The sequence below is a fragment of the Streptomyces sp. NPDC056479 genome (genome assembly GCF_042795335.1).
Taxonomy (GTDB): domain Bacteria; phylum Actinomycetota; class Actinomycetes; order Streptomycetales; family Streptomycetaceae; genus Streptomyces.
Window position 1 is genome coordinate 533,510 of sequence record NZ_JBHTRZ010000008.1, and the last position, 15,966, is coordinate 549,475.

General features: G+C 72.0%; 13 protein-coding genes. 7 read left to right on the forward strand and 6 right to left on the reverse strand.

Annotated elements, in window-relative coordinates; all coding sequences use genetic code 11:
* Positions 1 to 125 precede the first annotated feature (125 nt).
* Positions 126 to 1,328 (forward strand): bifunctional adenosylcobinamide kinase/adenosylcobinamide-phosphate guanylyltransferase, encoded by a 1,203-nt coding sequence (locus ACFQ6S_RS31455; protein ID WP_383417188.1) that lies wholly within the window; start codon positions 126 to 128, stop codon positions 1,326 to 1,328.
* Between the two features lie 17 nt (positions 1,329 to 1,345).
* Here the strand turns inward: ACFQ6S_RS31455 and ACFQ6S_RS31460 are convergent, their stop codons facing one another.
* Positions 1,346 to 2,152 (reverse strand): class I SAM-dependent methyltransferase, encoded by an 807-nt coding sequence (locus tag ACFQ6S_RS31460; protein WP_383417191.1) that lies wholly within the window; start codon positions 2,150 to 2,152, stop codon positions 1,346 to 1,348.
* A 215-nt stretch (positions 2,153 to 2,367) separates the two neighbouring features.
* Here ACFQ6S_RS31460 and cobT point away from each other — a divergent pair, with 215 nt between their 5' ends.
* Together cobT and ACFQ6S_RS31470 are read left to right on the forward strand one after the other, a co-directional pair.
* Complete coding sequence (cobT, locus tag ACFQ6S_RS31465; RefSeq protein WP_383417193.1) at positions 2,368 to 3,513, forward strand: nicotinate-nucleotide--dimethylbenzimidazole phosphoribosyltransferase; 1,146 nt, start codon at positions 2,368 to 2,370, stop codon at positions 3,511 to 3,513.
* A gap of 80 nt (positions 3,514 to 3,593) precedes the next feature.
* The gene (locus ACFQ6S_RS31470) at positions 3,594 to 4,298 is read left to right on the forward strand and encodes a hypothetical protein (RefSeq protein WP_383417196.1); all 705 of its coding nucleotides are present in this window, start codon (positions 3,594 to 3,596) and stop codon (positions 4,296 to 4,298) included.
* Here ACFQ6S_RS31470 and ACFQ6S_RS31475 read toward each other — a convergent pair.
* Complete coding sequence (locus tag ACFQ6S_RS31475) at positions 4,238 to 5,002, reverse strand: hypothetical protein (protein WP_383417198.1); 765 nt, start codon at positions 5,000 to 5,002, stop codon at positions 4,238 to 4,240. The two genes, ACFQ6S_RS31470 and ACFQ6S_RS31475, sit on opposite strands and share 61 nt — an antisense overlap.
* A 73-nt stretch (positions 5,003 to 5,075) precedes the next feature.
* Here ACFQ6S_RS31475 and ACFQ6S_RS31480 point away from each other — a divergent pair, with 73 nt between their 5' ends.
* Positions 5,076 to 5,855 carry an adenosylcobinamide-GDP ribazoletransferase gene (locus tag ACFQ6S_RS31480; RefSeq protein WP_383417278.1) on the forward strand — a complete coding sequence of 260 codons (780 nt, stop codon included), beginning with the start codon at positions 5,076 to 5,078 and terminating at the stop codon, positions 5,853 to 5,855.
* A 15-nt stretch (positions 5,856 to 5,870) separates the two neighbouring features.
* Here ACFQ6S_RS31480 and ACFQ6S_RS31485 read toward each other — a convergent pair whose 3' ends face one another.
* The 4 genes from ACFQ6S_RS31485 to ACFQ6S_RS31500 form a co-directional block, all read right to left on the reverse strand.
* Positions 5,871 to 6,521 (reverse strand): spherulation-specific family 4 protein, encoded by a 651-nt coding sequence (locus tag ACFQ6S_RS31485; protein WP_383417201.1) that lies wholly within the window; start codon positions 6,519 to 6,521, stop codon positions 5,871 to 5,873.
* On the reverse strand, positions 6,518 to 7,972 hold the full coding sequence (locus ACFQ6S_RS31490) for a hypothetical protein (protein WP_383417204.1): 1,455 nt from the start codon (positions 7,970 to 7,972) through the stop codon (positions 6,518 to 6,520). The genes ACFQ6S_RS31485 and ACFQ6S_RS31490 overlap by 4 nt, the downstream gene beginning before the upstream one ends.
* Positions 7,969 to 9,489, reverse strand: a complete 1,521-nt coding sequence (gene pelF / locus ACFQ6S_RS31495; RefSeq protein WP_383417207.1) for a GT4 family glycosyltransferase PelF — start codon at positions 9,487 to 9,489, stop codon at positions 7,969 to 7,971. Before pelF ends, ACFQ6S_RS31490 begins: the two co-directional genes overlap by 4 nt.
* A gap of 143 nt (positions 9,490 to 9,632) precedes the next feature.
* A complete protein-coding gene (locus tag ACFQ6S_RS31500; protein ID WP_383417210.1) occupies positions 9,633 to 11,675 on the reverse strand; it encodes a hypothetical protein in 2,043 nt (680 codons plus the stop codon).
* A 353-nt stretch (positions 11,676 to 12,028) separates the two neighbouring features.
* Here ACFQ6S_RS31500 and ACFQ6S_RS31505 point away from each other — a divergent pair, with 353 nt between their 5' ends.
* The 3 genes from ACFQ6S_RS31505 to ACFQ6S_RS31515 all read left to right on the forward strand — a co-directional run.
* Complete coding sequence (locus ACFQ6S_RS31505) at positions 12,029 to 13,594, forward strand: leucyl aminopeptidase (RefSeq protein WP_383417213.1); 1,566 nt, start codon at positions 12,029 to 12,031, stop codon at positions 13,592 to 13,594.
* A gap of 244 nt (positions 13,595 to 13,838) precedes the next feature.
* Positions 13,839 to 15,227, forward strand: coding sequence for a dihydrolipoyl dehydrogenase (lpdA, locus tag ACFQ6S_RS31510; RefSeq protein ID WP_383417216.1), 1,389 nt, complete (start codon positions 13,839 to 13,841; stop codon positions 15,225 to 15,227).
* A gap of 59 nt (positions 15,228 to 15,286) precedes the next feature.
* A partial coding sequence (locus ACFQ6S_RS31515) for a biotin/lipoyl-containing protein (protein WP_383417219.1) occupies positions 15,287 to 15,966 on the forward strand: 680 nt, incomplete at its 3' end.

Below are 15,966 nucleotides of genomic sequence, written 5' to 3' on the forward strand. Positions count from 1 at the left end.
ATGCACAGTGAAAGCCGGATCGAGGTCCGGCTCCTCTCCTGAGCCTAGTCGCGGGGGTCCCTCCGCTCGAACGAAGTCGGGAGTGGGGGAGCGCGAGACCTGCAGGACACGCGAAAATCGGTCCCGTGGAACTTACTCTCCTCGGCACCGGTGCCCCCGCGGGACTCCCCCGCCCCGACTGTCCCTGCGCGGCGTGTGCCAGTGCCCTCGGTGACGAGGCGCGGGCGGCGACCGCGTTGCTCGTGGACGGGGCGCTGCTGCTCGATCTGACGCCCGGGGCGGCGTTCGCCGCGGCGCGGGCCGGGCGTTCGCTGGGGGCCGTACAGCAGGTGCTGCTGTCGCATCCGCACAACGGGCCCGCCGTGGAGGTGCCGGCGGGGGTGCCGCAGCCCGGGCGGGTGCCGGACGGGCGGGAGTTGGCGCTGCTGACGGGACACCGGGTGCGGGCGGTGGCGATGGACGCGCCGGGCACGGGGTACGCGGTGACCGGGCCGGACGGGCAGCGGCTGCTCTATCTGCCGCCGGGGGGTGCGCCGGCCGGGCTGGAGAACGGGGCCGTCGGGATGTACGACATGGTGGTCGCCGACGTCGTGGGGCGGCCGGACGCCGTGGCCAAGCTGCGGGCGGTCGGGGCCGTCGGGCCGACTACGGATGTCATCGCCGTCCATCTGGACCATGACGCGCCGCCGGGCGGCGAATTGCGGCGGCGGCTGGCCGCGGCGGGCGCGCGGGCGGTGCCGGACGGGACGACGCTGGTGGTGGGGGCGTACGAGGACGTGCCGGACGTGCCGCGGCGGACCCTGGTGCTGGGCGGCGCCCGGTCCGGGAAGTCGGTCGAGGCGGAGCGGCGGCTGGAGGCCTTTCCGGACGTGCTGTACGTCGCGACCGGAGGCACGCGGGGCGGCGACAGCGAGTGGGCGGCGCGGGTCGCCCTGCACCGGGAGCGGCGGCCGGGGTCATGGCGTACGACCGAGACGTGCGACCTGGTGCCGCTTCTCTCCGAGGGTGGGGCGCCGTTGCTGATCGACTGTCTGTCCTTGTGGCTGACGGACGCGATGGACTCCGTCGGGGCGTGGGACGACGCGGTGTGGGCCGACGGCGGGGAGAAGGCGCTGCGGGAGCGGGTGCGGGAGCTGACGGAGGCGGTCCGTCAGACGCGGCGGACCGTGGTCGCCGTGTCCAACGAGGTGGGGTCGGGGATTGTGCCTGCCACAGCTTCGGGACGGCGGTACCGCGATGAGCTCGGGCGGTTGAACGCCGCGTTCGCGAATGAGTGCGAGCAGGTGGTTCTCGTTGTGGCGGGGCAGGCGCTGGTGCTTCGCGGATGAGAGTGCCGCGCCGAACCTCAGGCCGGTTCCTTGCGGGCGATGACTCTGTAGGCGTTGGAGAAGCGGGTGTGGCGGAGGAACGGGGCCAGGAGGTGGTCCAGCGCCCAGGCCACGGCCACCAGGGGCGCGCCCAGGCTCGACAGCAGGGACGGCAGCAGGTGTGACACCACCAGTGAGGTCGCGGCCGCGATGTCGTAGGGGATGTGCGCGGCCCGGCGGTCCGTCGAGACGATCGTGCAGCCCTGGGCCCGCAGTTCCTCGCACAGGGTGTCCATGGGCAGCAGGTGCAGATGGCCCGGAGGGCTGTGCGGGACCCACAGTCTGCCGAGCAGTGCGGCGAACAGGCAGTGGGGGTCGGGCAGTTCGAGCAGGAGGTGGCCGCCCGGGCGCAGGACGGTGAGGGCGGCGCGGAGTTCCTCGCGGGGGTCGCGGGCGTGTTCCAGGTGGCGGAACATGCTGACGATGTCGTAGCGGCCGCGCAGCCGGGCCGTGATGCGCCGGTCGCTGAGGCCGCCGACATGGGCCTCCTCCACGCGCTCGGCCACGCGCCCGTGCAGGACGCGGTAGGTCGGGTCCAGGCCGTCGAACGACGTGTACGGGAAGAGCTCCTTCGCCGTCTCCGGGAAGCGGGCGTATCCCGTGCCCACATCCAGCCAGCTCTCCGGCTCCGGGAAGGCGAGCGCCGTGCGGGCCGCGGCTCTGAGCCGGCGTGGCCCCCGCCGGGTGAGCCCCAGGTGACGGGGGACGTAGGTGTGCTCCCGGCACGGGGTGAGGGTGAACGCGCAGACGGCGTGCGGGCGTTCGGAGGATGCGGTCGCGGTCATGGGCGGCTCCCGGGCGTGGGGGCGTACGGCTGGGGCGTACGGCGATGGCGGTGCGAGACGGTGCGAGCATGCCCCGACAATCCACTGCAAAACGGAACGTATGGGATGGCGATCTTGGGTGCAACGACGTCGCATGGAAACGGGGGTGACGTGGCGCAGCCGGTGGTGGCCATGTGGCGCCGCTCTGTTCGACCGGTGCCGGTACTGTTCGGCGAATGAGCTCGCTTAATCTCGACGACTTCACTGATCTGATCGAGCGCCCCGACGGTGGGGTGCGCCGCGATGCCGAGGCGCGCCGTGAGCGTCAGATCGTGCCGCCCGGGGCGCTGGGCCGCCTCGACGAACTGGGCGAGTGGCTGGCGGCGGCGCAGTCCGCGGTTCCGGTGCGGCCGATCGAACAGCCGCGGGTCGTCCTGTTCGCCGGTGACCACGGCATTGCCGAGCTGGGCGTGTCGGCGCGGCCCGCGGGCGGTGCCGGGGAGTTGGTGCGGGAGATCCTCGAGGGCGGCCGGCCCGTGTCCGTGCTCGCGCGGCGGCTCGGGATCCCGGTGCGGGTGGTCGACATGGCGCTGGACTGCGACCCGGAGTCACTGCCGGAGACGGTGGTACGGCATCGGGTGCGGCGCGGCAGCGGTCGTATCGACGTCGAGGACGCACTGACGGCCGAGGAGGCCGAGGCCGCTTTCCGGACCGGCGTGGCGGTGGCCGACGAGGAGGCCGACTCCGGTACGGATCTGGTGGTGCTCGGCGATGTGAGCGTCGGAGGGACCACGGCGGCGGGGGTACTGGTCGCGGCGCTGTGCGGTACGGACGCGTCCGTGGTGACCGGGCGGGGCGGCCTGGCCATCGACGACCTGACGTGGATGCGCAAGTGCGCGGCGATCCGGGACGCGCTGCGTCGGGCCCGGCCCGTACTCGGCGACCAGCTGCAGCTGCTCGCGACGGTGGGCGGTGCCGACCTCGCCGCGATCACCGGGTTCCTGCTGCAGAGTGCGGTGCGGAAGATGCCGGTCGTACTGGACGGGGTCGTGGTCGCCGCCTGTGCGCTGGTGGGCCAGCGGGTCGCGTTCCGGGCGCCGGACTGGTGGCTGGCGGCGCACGACAGCGGGGAGCCGGGCCAGGCGAAGGCGCTGGACCGGATGGCCCTGGAGCCGGTGCTCGACCAGGGCGTGAGGGTCGGCGAAGGCGCCGGGGGGCTGCTGGCCCTGCCGCTGGTACAGGCGGCCGCGGCACTGGCCGCGGAGCTGACGGAGAAGCCGCAGGAGCCGGAGAAGCCGGAGGAGCCGGAGAAGCCGGAGGAGCCGAACGACACCGAGACGGTGGAGACGGCGGAGCCGACGGGGGCGGCCGAGGCCGAGTAGGGGGCGCGGGTGGTTCGGCGCCGCCGGACTACACCGTCACGGCGGGAAAATACGGACATACGCCCATAAGATCAACCTTCGTGAGCGTTGACACCCTCGGCCGCTGGGCCCGTGCCGAGTGGGGGGCGTTGTATCTCGCCGTGCGAGAGGCGTTGGTGACGCGGCGGTGGCGGGCCGCGCCCATGACCGTCGGGGCCGTCTGCCTGACCGGGCTCACGCAGGCCGTGCAGAACCAGTCCTGGGGATACCCGGTCGTCCAGGACCTCGGGGCCGTGCGCGCCGAGGACCCCCTGTGGCTGGCGCTCCTGCGCACGCCGCTCTCCCTGTTCGTGCCCGCCCTCGATCTGCCGGTGTGGGGTGCGCTGGCGCAGATCCTGCTCGTGTTCGGGATCGCCGAGATGTGCCTCGGCTGGTGGCGGACGCTCCTCATCGCCTATGTCGCCACCCTCGCCGGAACCCTCTACGCACGCGTGGGCATCGCGCTCGGCCCGGACAACCCCTTCGGGCTGCCCGCCTCCGACGCGCGGGTCGTGGACACGGGGCCGTCGGCCGCGGTGGTGGGCCTCGCCGTCTTCCTCGGCTGGCGCTACGGCGCGTATGTCACGGCCGCAGTGGTGATCGTGGCGATGGTGCTCGAGGTCGCGCTGAAGGGGAACCTCGCCGGCAAGGAGCACCTGGCGGCCATCGCGGCGGTACTGGTGCTGTGCGCGCTGGCTGCGGTGCGTCAGCGGCGTTCCAGGGCCCGGTCCGGGGCCACGTCGGGCGCGCCGCCGATCCAGTCCTGAAATTTGCGGCTGGGGCCGACCCAGCGCCGGTCGTGGTGGTAGGCGCGCAACTGGGCCTTGGCTCGGGCACGCGGGCGGCGACGGTAGAAGCGTTTCGCCCAGGGCGAGGTGGGGCGGGCCAGCCGGATCGCACCGAACAGGGCGATGAAGGGGATGATCACCCCGAAGATCGCGACGCGGGCCTTGCCCTTGGCGAGGGCGATCAGGGCCAGGAGGAAGTTTCCGGCGATCGTGGCGAGCACCGTCCCGCGGTTCTGCATCTCGTTGTCGTTCAGGTCGTTCACCCCGAAGGGCGCGTAGCCGAGGAGGAGCAGGCCGACGAGGGCGGCGGTGAGCACGACGACCTCGACGCTCTTGCGGCCGGCCTCGGTCCAGTAGACGTCGTCGAGATGCAGGATCAGTGCGAACTCGTCCATGACCAGGCCCGCCCCGACCCCGAAGATCACGGCGGCCGTGGCCGAGCCGAAGCCGCGCTGCCCGCCGGCGACCGCGCAGAAGCCGCCGATGATCGTGAGGACGATCCCGGGGACGACATGGTGGATGTGGACGGAGCCGGTCTCGATGTTGCGGAAGGGCCCTTTGCCGGCCCGGATGAGGCGGGTGATGACGCGGGTGACCACGAACGTGACCACGAAGGCGGCCAGGGCCAGGAGCAGCGGGAGTTTGCCCGGTTCGATGATGTTGCGCTGCCACCAGTCACCCATGTTCTCAGTGTGTTCCCGACGGGGGTGGGCTGCCTGGCGGGTACGACGTCCGAGCTAGTCTGCCGCCGTGTCCATGACCCCGCCGCCGCTGCACGGCCTCCGCTTCGCCTTCGGCACCCTGAGCGTCCTCCCCGTCAAGGTGAGCCGCTGGGACCGGCAGGCAGCGCGCGGCGGGATGCTGTGTGCCCCGCTCGTGGGGGTGGTGCTGGGCTGCGGTGCCGCCGCCCTCGCCCTGGTCCTGCTCGTCCTCGGTGCCGGTTCCCTGCTCGCCGCCGTCGCGGCCGCCGCCGTCCCCGCCGTGCTCACCCGGGGGCTGCATCTCGACGGGCTCGCCGACACCGCCGACGGGCTCGGCAGCGGCAAGCCCGCCGAGGACGCGCTGCGGATCATGAAGCAGTCGGACATCGGGCCGTTCGGCGTGATCACCCTGTTGTTCGTCCTGCTCGCGCAGGTGGCGGCGCTGTCGCAGCTGTACGACGACTCTTGGGCCCGGGGCGCGCTCGCGACGCTCGTCTCGGCCGTCGCCGCCCGCCTCGCCCTCACCCTCGCCGCCCGGACCGGCGTGCCCGCGGCCCGGCCGGAGGGGCTGGGAGCCGCAGTGGCCGGGGTGGTTCCGGTACGGGGCGCGCTGGCCGTCGCGCTGACCGTGACCGGCGTCGCCGCCGCGGCGGGGGCGCCGCTCGGGACGGACGACATCGTCCGCACCGCCCTCGCGGTGCTCGCCGCGCTCGCCGTCGCCGAACTGCTCCTGCGGCACTGCGTCCGCCGCTTCGGCGGTGTCACCGGTGATGTCTTCGGCGGCCTCGCGGAGACGTCGGCGACGACCGCGCTCGTCGTGCTGGCCCTGGGCTGACCGGAGCGAACCGACTCACCGCAGGGGCTCCACGCCGTACGGCAGCGTGCCCCACGGATGAGCGCCCGTGCCCGGTACCGCGCAGTGCACCGAGGCGCCGCGCGACCGCGCCTGCTCCGTCAGGTCTACGCCTGCCGGGACGCCGTACACCAGGTGGCACAGTCGCACTCCCCCGGCGCCGCGCCACTCCCGCGGGGCGAGGGTTCTGTACGACTTCCAGGTTCCCTCGAAGGTGACCAGCAGGTCCGCGATCCTGGCGTAACACGGGTCGGGGGTCGTGCCGTGGTTCAGCGCGAGGGTGCCGCAGCCGGCGCCCCACGCCGCCGTCGCGAGCCGTTGGCAGTGCGCGAACTCCTCGCGGTTCGCGGCGACCTGGTCGAGGAAGACGCCGTCCGCGCGGTACCAGTGGCGGTGCCGCGCGATGTCGCGTACGACGTCTGCGTACGGTCGGCGGCCGTAGTCGGTGTCGGTATAGCCGAGCACCCTCACCTCGGCGTTCCGCAGCCGGGCCGCGACCTCGGCGAACGCCGGGTCGGGCGTCTCGCCGGGGCCGCCGGCCGGGTTCAGTACGACTCCGTACAGGCAGGGCGCGGCCGCGATGATCGCGTTCCATTCGGCGGGGCGGACGGACGGGTGCTCGTAGTAGGGGATCAGCAGGTCGGTCATCGGTGGGCGGTCGCTCTCCCCAACAGGCCGCAGACCAGGGCGGCCAGGGCCACGGCCGCAGTCCCCTGGACGATCGGGCCGATCCAGTGCGGGCTGCCGGTGTGGGTCACCAGGGCCAAGGTCTGGGCGAGGGCCGCCACACAGCAGACCGTCGTCGCACCGAGCACCGCGCCGAAGGACTGGAGCAGCAGGCCCGTCCACAGGACCACACCCAGCAGGAGCAGCCCGGCGAGGCGGACGCCGGAGATTCCGGGGCCCTGGGGCCACAGGGCCGCCGGGGCGAGGCCGAGCGCGAGCAGGGCGGCCAGGTAGCCGGCGAGGCACTTCACGACCGTGAGCAGCGTCGTCCGCCGGAACGCCCTCGTTGTGCTGCTGGAGCGCAGGCCCGCGAGGCTGTCGCTGCGGAAGCGGTACAGCAGCCATTCGGCGGGGCCCATGCTGAGGGTGAGGGCGACCAGGCCGGTCCCGTCGTCGGTGAGCGAGTCCCCGAGGGCGGTGTACAGGACGAGGACGCCGGTGGCCAGGCCGAAGAGGGCGTGCGGGAGGGAGCCGATGAGTGGGGGGCCGCTTGTGGCCGATCGGCTGCGGGTTCCGTGTGCGGCCCCGCGCCCCTTGCGCGGCGCTACCTCGCGTAGGCCGAGGACGGCCACCACCGTCAGTGACCCCAACAGCAGGGTCAGTCGCACAGCGTCCGGTACGGAGTGGGCCAACGCCACGACCGCGCCCGCCGCCATGGGCAGCAGAGCCACCAGTAGGGCCCGTTCCCGGCCCATGACCAACAGGACCGTGGCCGCGCCCAGGTAGCAGGACTGACCGGCGGCGAAGGCCGGGGCCGCCGGATGGCCGGGGCCGGCCACGGCGAACGCGACCAGGGACCCCAGCAGGGCACCCAGCGGTGCGCCGAACAGAAGTGAGCGGCGGGCCGCCGATCGATCACCCAACCCCAGCCAGGAGTACGCCCGATGCGCGAGCCCTTGATTCCAGGTCCAGCCGACCAGGGCTCCGGCCAGCATGGGGACCGTGCCCGCCGGGAGGCCGAAGTCGTCCCTCGGGCCGGCGAGCAGGGGAGCGCCGAGGACGTAGCCGAGGCCCGGGAGCGCGAAGACCACGCCGCGCAGCAGACAGCCCAGCAGACCCACCCGCCACGGGTCGTGGACCGGGCCGTCCGGTTCCGGGTGGCGGCGCTCGACCCGTTCGTACAACTCCTCGGCGAGGGCGAAGGAGTTCTTCACGCCGTAGCGCTCGCGTATCTGGTCGTCCGACAAGCCGTCGGACTCCAGCAGCGCGGCTATCTCGTCCGGGTGGACGGCGGCGGCCGTGAAGTCGTCGAGGCGGGCGGCGAGTTCGTCGATGGGGTCGGCCTGGGCCCAGCCGGGTCTGGTGCGCGGGCGCGGGATCGCGGGCAGGGTGTCCGGGCGGGAGCCGGGCGGCATCCGGATGCTTCCGCTCACCAGCCCGTTCCGTCCGTCGCGACCTTCTCGTACCAGGGGTCGCGCAGTTCGACGGTCCAGTCGGTGACCGTCTCCAGCGTGGGCTCGTACACCTCGGAGCTGCCCGCGAGCTCCTGGTAGATCGTCCGGAAATTGTCCACGGAGCGGCGCAGCGTGAACCGGTCGATCACCCGCTGACGGGACAACTCGCCCAGTTCCAGACGCCGTTCGTCGTCGCGGAGGAGGGTCAGGGCGGCCGCGGCCATCTTCTCCGGTTCGCGCGGCGGGACGACGAGGCCGGTGTCGCCGACGGCCTCGCGCACTCCCCCGACGTCCGTCGAGACCGTCGTACGGCCGCAGGACATGGCCTCGATGATGGAGAAGGGGAAGCCCTCGGAGATCGACGACAGCATCACGAGGTGACCGGCGCCGTAGGCGCGCCAGACCTCGCTGATCCGGCCCTCGAAGGTCAGGCCGTCCGTCACGCCGAGTTCGGCGGCGAGCTTCTCCAGCCTGGTGCGGTAGGCCTCGCCGCCGGGCGGGACCGGGCCGAACAACCGCAGCCTGGTCTCGGGGAGTTCGGCGCGGATCATGGCGTAGGCCCGCAGCAGGGTCTCCAGGTCCTTGATGGGGTCGACGCGGCCGCACCAGGTGAGGGTGGGGACGTCGGGCTCGGGCCCGGCGTGCGGGAAGGCATGCGGGTCGACGCCGTTGTAGACGGTGCGGATCTTGTCGGCGTCGGCGCCGCCGCGCTCCTCCCAGCGGCGGTTGTACTGGTTGCACGGGGTGATCAGGTCGGCGGTGCGGTACCCGTGCGAGTTCAGCGCGCGGTAGAAGCCGAGCATGAACGCCTTCACGGGCCAGCGCTGGGCCTCGCCGCGATAGCCGAGGTAGCGCTCGCGCAGGTAGATGCCGTGCTCGGTGAGGAGGAAGGGGACGCCGTCCAGCCTGCGGGCGGCCAGCGCCGGGAGGGTCGCGAGGCCGCTGCTGACGGCGTGGACGACGGAGTCCTCGGGGACGCGGATCCCGAGGGGACGCAGCGCGTGTTCCAGCAGGTCGGTCGCGGTCAGGGCGTCGTGCACGGTGGGGCGGGCGGCCGCGGTCGGCAGATGCGGCATCGTCCAGATCCACATCAGCGACCTGAGCGCCGACTCGGTGCGCAGCGCCGCCGGCAGACGTCCGTCGCGGGCGAGTTCGGTCAGCTCGTCCAGCGCCTCGCCGAAGTCGCAGTGGGCCTCGGGGTCCAGGAAGGAGAGCAGGAAACGTTCGTAGGAGTCGGTGAAACGGCGACGGGCCCGGCCGTACGGCGCTCGTTTGCGACCCGGACGCGGACCCCAGGTGGGTACGGAGGTGTGCCGCTGGACATTCGGCGGCAGCTCCCAGGTGACGGGTTCGCGGCCCGTTCCGGTGAGCGAGACGATATGGAAGTCGACCTCCGGCATGCCCTTGACGAGCTGGTCGCACCAGGTGCTGACGCCGCCGTGGACATGCGGATAGGTGCCTTCTGTGAGCATGGTGACACGACGGCCCGTGCGCATCGCTGCGCGGCTCCCCCCTGATGTGCGGATGATGTGCGGGGAACTGCCGTCCGACCCCGGCTGCCGCCGCGTCGTGGCTGGTCGCGCCCACGCGGCGGCAGCCGCAGATCAAATACAGCCCCGCGCCCCTCAAGGCGTTGTTGCTACGGCAGCCTGAGCGTGACCGCCGACTGCAGCAGCCCCGGCGTGGTCCACCCCGAGCGCTTGCCCGCGTACGGCGTCCCGAACGCGGAGGTGCCGAGCAGGAGTTGCTTGACGGTGCCTTCCGGTGCGGTCACCGGGATCTGTGTCCCGGAGGGGGCGTTGACGGTGACGGTCCTGCCGATGCGGTACGCCGTGACGGAGCCGTTCGCGACGGCGTTCTGCCAGGCGGTACGGCGCTGGAGCTCGGTGCCGATGGCGCTCTGCGCGAGGTTCTCCACCGGCGTGTCGGCGGCGAAGAGGGCCTGGTAGTCGGCGAGCACCTTGTCCAGCACCGGGTAGAGGATGCGGTCCTCGGCCAGGTTGGACTGGTGGGCGTAGTGCGGACGCGGGTCGTTGGAGACGGCGTGCCCGAGGGCGATGCGGGCCTCCTGCGGCACGATGTGGTCGTCGTATCCGGTGGCGGTGTCCAGCGGTTCGTCCAGGCAGGTGGAGGCGGGGTTGGTCGCGCAGATCCCGCTGCCGCCGTCGGCCGTCGAGGTGTAGATCCAGTTGTACTCGTCGGCCATCTCCGCCTCGGTGCCCGTGTTGTAGTACACGTTCATCGGGTACCGGGGCACGGTGAGCGCGGCGCCGGCCGAACGCTGCGCGGGCTCACGGGAGTTGTCCGAGGCGATCCACTTGACCCCGTTGTCGGCGAGGGCGCCGGCCAGGTTGGGGTTGTCGGCCGGCTGCTGCGGCAGGGTCTTCAGGCCCGAGTGCTCGCCGGTCACGAGTTCCGTGCGGTCGAGCGGGAGCCCCTTGCTCACACCCCAGTTGTGGTTGTTCCTGATCTGCGCCGAGATCTCCGAGCGGCTCATGTACTGCGTCGAGCCGCCTGCGTTCTTCGCGCAGCTCCATGGCACGGTCGAGGTGTCCTGGACACAGCCGAGGAACGGGTGCGTGTAGGTGTGGTTGATCCAGCGGTACTGCGTGCGGTCCGCGAGCAGCCGGTCGGTGAGGGCGTCGGTGCCGCCGTTCTCGCTCTTCCACTCCTCGCCGGAGCCGGCGTTGTAGACCATGTCCAGCTTGAAGCCGTGGTCCCGCTGCCACTGGGCGGCGTACACCGCGTCCGCGGCGGTCATCCGGATCGGCGCGGCCTCCTCGCCGCCGCCGCCCACGCAGTCGATGTCGCCGGGCGTGCAGTTGCGCTCGGTGTCCCAGCGGGCGTCGGGCGCGAAGACGTCGTCGACGTGCACCGCGAAGTAGTTGCGGGCCTGACCGAGGTGGATGCCCTGGGTCAGCCATTCGACGATGCCGCGGGCGAGGACGCGGAACTGCTGCTGGTACTGGTTGTACGCGAAGGTCACCACCAGCTCGCGGCGCCCGTCGTGGCTGTACTCGCCGACCAGGCTGCCACGCCCGGAGCCGCCCGGCACGGGGACGTCGACGTAGCTGGTGAAGCCCGTGCGGGGCCGGGCGATGTAGCCGTAACTCTCCGATACGGACGGGTCGTTGTCCTCGAAGTCGAAGGCGCCGTCGAGATAGCCGAAGTACCCGGCCCTGCCCTGGGTGGTGACCGAGGGCTCCTGCCCGTCCAGGGTGCCCGCCCAGCCGCCCTCGCTGGTGTAGTCGAGGCCGACGCCCGGGTGGGCCCAGGTGTAGGCGTCGACCTGCGGGATGCCGTAGGTCCGCTCGTAGCCCTCCAGCGCGGTCTGCTCGGCCGAACCCGCGCCGAAGGGCGCCTCGTTGGGCAGGACGACGCCCTGGAACCTGGCTCGGGGCCTGCCGCCCACGGTGTCGCTGAGGAACGCGGACGTGATGGCCGGGCGGTTCGCGTCGTTCAGGTCGACGGTGGTGTACGGGATGCCGGTGCTCCGCAACTGAGCGGTGATGGCCTGGACGGGGCCGTCGCCGTTGTCCACCACCAGCACCCTGAGATCGACGCGCGGTTCCTCGGCGGCCGCGGCGCCGGGCACCGACAGGCCCAGTGTCAGCAGACCGGCGGCCGCCAGTACGGCGGCCGCGTTTCTGTGGTTTCTCCGTCTGTGCGCGGTGTGCGCCATTGGTTGTCCCTTCCCCCCAGAAGATCCTCTTGTGACCGCATGTGGTGAATCGGCGGAGGATCCGTGGAAATCATGCAAAGCGGCAAGCGGGAAGCTCGCCGGAACCAGACGAGTGTGACTCAGCTCACCGGGGGCGGGAATCAAGAAATGGCCGCGACGCCACCGACAGGTGAACGCCCGAAAGAATGAGCGAACGCTCACGCGAGCGTAGGCTCATCCCGAGTGTTCGCCGTACCGGGGAAGGCCCCGCTGCCACCGCACCCATAGGTCGGAACTAGGGTCGGCCGTCGGGCCCGGTCGACCCACACTATTCGGCCATCGCAACTTCACATCGGAAGCGAGATTTCACCACCGTGACTGCTCTCACTCTCAGCACCGCCGCGGCGCCCGGCCTGCGAGCCGACGCGATCGTGATCGGTGTCGCCAAGGGCGCCGTGTCCAAGTCCGGCGGACTGGTCGTCGCGCCCGGCGCCGAAGCCGTGGACAAGGCCTACGACGGCAAGCTCGCCGGCGTCCTGGAGACCCTCGGTGCCTCCGGCGCCGAGGGCGAGGTGACGAAGCTCCCCGCACCCGCCGGCTTCAAGACCCCGCTCGTGGTGGCGGTGGGGCTGGGCGCCGCGCCCGAGGACACCAAGGACGGAGCCTGGGACGGCGAGGCGCTGCGCAAGGCCGCCGGTGTCGCCGCCCGCGCCCTCTCCGGCTCCAAGAAGGCCGCGTTCGCGCTGCCGCTGGGCGACTCCGGTGACATCGGTGCCGTCGCCGAGGGCGTGCTGCTCGGGGCGTACTCCTTCGACGTCTACAAGGACAACGGCAAGGACGCCCAGTCCGGCCGCGGCGCCCAGGGCAAGAAGAACGGCAAGGCTCCCCTCGCCGAGGCCGCGCTGCTCGGCACCAAGCCCCGCGACAAGGAGCACAAGGCCGCGATCGAGCGCGCCACCGCCGTCTCCGAGGAGCTCAACCGCGCCCGCGACCTGATCAACACCCCGCCCAACGACCTCAACCCCGAGTCCTTCGCCGCGATCGCCACGGCGGCCGGCAAGGAGCACGGCATCAAGGTGCAGGTGCTCGACGAGAAGGCGCTGACCAAGGGCGGCTACGGCGGCATCCTCGGCGTCGGCTCCGGCTCGGCGGCGGGCCCGCGGCTGGTGAAGCTGACGTACACGCACTCCAAGGCGGACAAGCACCTCGCCCTGGTCGGCAAGGGCATCACCTACGACTCGGGCGGCATCTCGCTGAAGCCGGCCGGGCACAACGAGACGATGAAGTGCGACATGAGCGGGGCGGCGGCCGTGTTCGCCGCCGTCGTCGCCGCCGCGCGGCTCGGGCTGCAGGTGAACATCACCGGCTGGCTGGCGCTCGCCGAGAACATGCCGTCGGGGTCCGCGGTGCGCCCGGGCGACGTGCTGCACATGCTCAGCGGCAAGACCGTGGAGGTGCTCAACACCGACGCCGAGGGGCGGCTGGTGCTGGCGGACGCCCTGTGGGCGGCCTCCCAGGAGAAGCCGGACGCCATCGTGGACGTGGCGACGCTGACCGGGGCGATGGTGCTGGCGCTCGGCAACCGCACGTTCGGTGTGATGGCCAACGACGACGCGTTCCGCTCCGCGGTGGTGGAGGCGGCCGAGGAGGTCGGCGAGGCGTCCTGGCCGATGCCGCTGCCCGAGCACCTGCGCAAGGGCATGGACTCACCGACCGCCGACATCGCGAACATGGGTGAGCGGATGGGCGGCGGGCTGGTCGCCGGTCTCTTCCTGCGGGAGTTCGTGGGCGAAGGGATCACCTGGGCGCACCTGGACATCGCGGGTCCCGCGTTCAACGAGAGCGGGGCCTTCGGGTACACGCCGAAGGGCGGCACCGGCAGCGCGGTGCGAACGCTGGTGCGGCTGGCCGAACTGACGGCGGCCGGGGACCTGGGCTGACGTCGATTCCGAGTGAGGGGGCTCCGCGCGCGGGTAGGGCGGAGCCCCCTCTTCCATGCCCGCTCCGCCGAACGTGGGACGTCTCACACACCGGCCCGGCGTCTCGTTCGGTGTGGACAAGTGCGAAGATGGGGCTCGGCAGGACAGGGCCCCCACCACAGGGCCGAAGAAAGAGCGGCCGGACACCAGCCGCCGCCCGGTCAACGCTGACCGGCGTACGGCGCACATGCATGGAGGACGTGACGTGGCGAACGACGCCAGCACCGTTTTCGACCTAGTGATCCTCGGCGGTGGTAGCGGTGGTTACGCCGCGGCCCTGCGCGGGGCGCAGCTGGGCCTGGACGTCGCCCTGATCGAGAAGGACAAGGTCGGCGGCACCTGCCTGCACCGGGGTTGCATCCCCACCAAGGCCCTGCTCCACGCGGGCGAGATCGCCGACCAGGCCCGCGAGAGCGAGCAGTTCGGTGTGAAGGCCTCATTCGAGGGCATCGACATCGCCGGGGTCCACAAGTACAAGGACGGCGTGATCGCCGGTCTGTACAAGGGCCTGCAGGGTCTCGTCGCCTCCCGCAAGGTGACGTACATCGAGGGTGAGGGCCGCCTGTCCTCCCCCACCTCCGTCGACGTGAACGGCCGGCGTGTCCAGGGCCGCCACGTCCTGCTGGCGACCGGCTCCGTGCCGAAGTCGCTGCCGGGCCTGGAGATCGACGGCAACCGGATCATCTCCTCGGACCACGCCCTCGTCCTGGACCGTGTGCCCAAGTCCGCGATCATCCTGGGCGGCGGCGTCATCGGCGTCGAGTTCGCCTCCGCCTGGAAGTCCTTCGGTGCGGACGTCACCGTCGTCGAGGGTCTGAAGCACCTCGTCCCGGTCGAGGACGAGAACTCCTCGAAGCTTCTTGAGCGCGCGTTCCGCAAGCGCGGCATCAAGTTCAACCTGGGCACCTTCTTCCAGAAGGCCGAGTACACCGCCGACGGCGTCAAGATCACCCTCGCCGACGGCAAGGAGTTCGAGGCCGAGGTCCTGCTGGTCGCCGTCGGCCGTGGCCCGGTCTCCGCCGGCCTCGGCTACGAGGAGGCCAGCGTCGCCATGGACCGCGGCTACGTCCTCGTCGACGAGTACATGCGGACCAACGTCCCGACCATCTCCGCCGTCGGTGACCTGGTCCCGACGCTCCAGCTCGCGCACGTCGGCTTCGCCGAGGGCATCCTGGTTGCGGAGCGTCTGGCCGGTCTGAAGACCGTTCCGATCGACTACGACGGTGTCCCGCGGGTGACGTACTGCCACCCCGAGGTCGCCTCCGTCGGGATCACCGAGGCCAAGGCCAAGGAGATCTACGGTGCGGACAAGGTCGTCGCTCTGAAGTACAACCTCGCGGGCAACGGCAAGAGCAAGATCCTCAACACCGCGGGCGAGATCAAGCTCGTCCAGGTGAAGGACGGTGCCGTGGTCGGCGTCCACATGGTCGGCGACCGCATGGGCGAGCAGGTCGGCGAAGCCCAGCTGATCTATAACTGGGAGGCGCTGCCGGCCGAGGTCGCCCAGCTCATCCACGCCCACCCGACGCAGAACGAGGCGCTCGGCGAGGCCCACCTGGCCCTGGCCGGCAAGCCGCTGCACGCGCACGACTGACCCTCGGTCGACGAAGCGACGACTCAGACTTCCGCAATTCGTAAGGAGCAACCGAAACCATGGCGGTTTCCGTAACCCTTCCGGCGCTCGGCGAGAGCGTCACCGAGGGCACCGTCACCCGCTGGCTGAAGGCCGAGGGTGAGCGCGTCGAGGCCGACGAGCCGCTGCTCGAGGTCTCCACCGACAAGGTCGACACAGAGATCCCCTCGCCGGCCGCCGGCGTCCTGGCCTCCATCAAGGTGGCCGAGGACGAGACGGTCGAGGTCGGCGCCGAGCTGGCCGTGATCGACGATGGCACGGGCGCGCCCGCTGCCGCCCCGGCCCCCGCCGCCGAGCCCGAGCCCGCCGCGGCTCCCGCCCCGGCCCCGGCCGCCGCTGCTCCGTCCACCGAGCAGGCCGCTCCCGCCCCGGCGCCCACCGCCGAGGCCGCCGCCGGTGCCGGCTCCGCCGAGGGCACGGACGTGGTCCTGCCCGCGCTCGGCGAGTCCGTCACCGAGGGCACCGTCACCCGCTGGCTGAAGTCGGTCGGTGACAGCGTCGAGGCCGACGAGCCGCTGCTGGAGGTGTCGACGGACAAGGTCGACACCGAGATCCCCGCCCCCACCTCCGGCACGCTGCTGGAGATCGTGGTCGGCGAGGACGAGACGGCCGAGGTCGGCGCCAAGCTGGCCGTCATCGGCGTCGCGGGTGCCGCTCCGGCGGCCGCCCCGGCCCCGGCTGCCCCGGCCCCCGCCCCCGC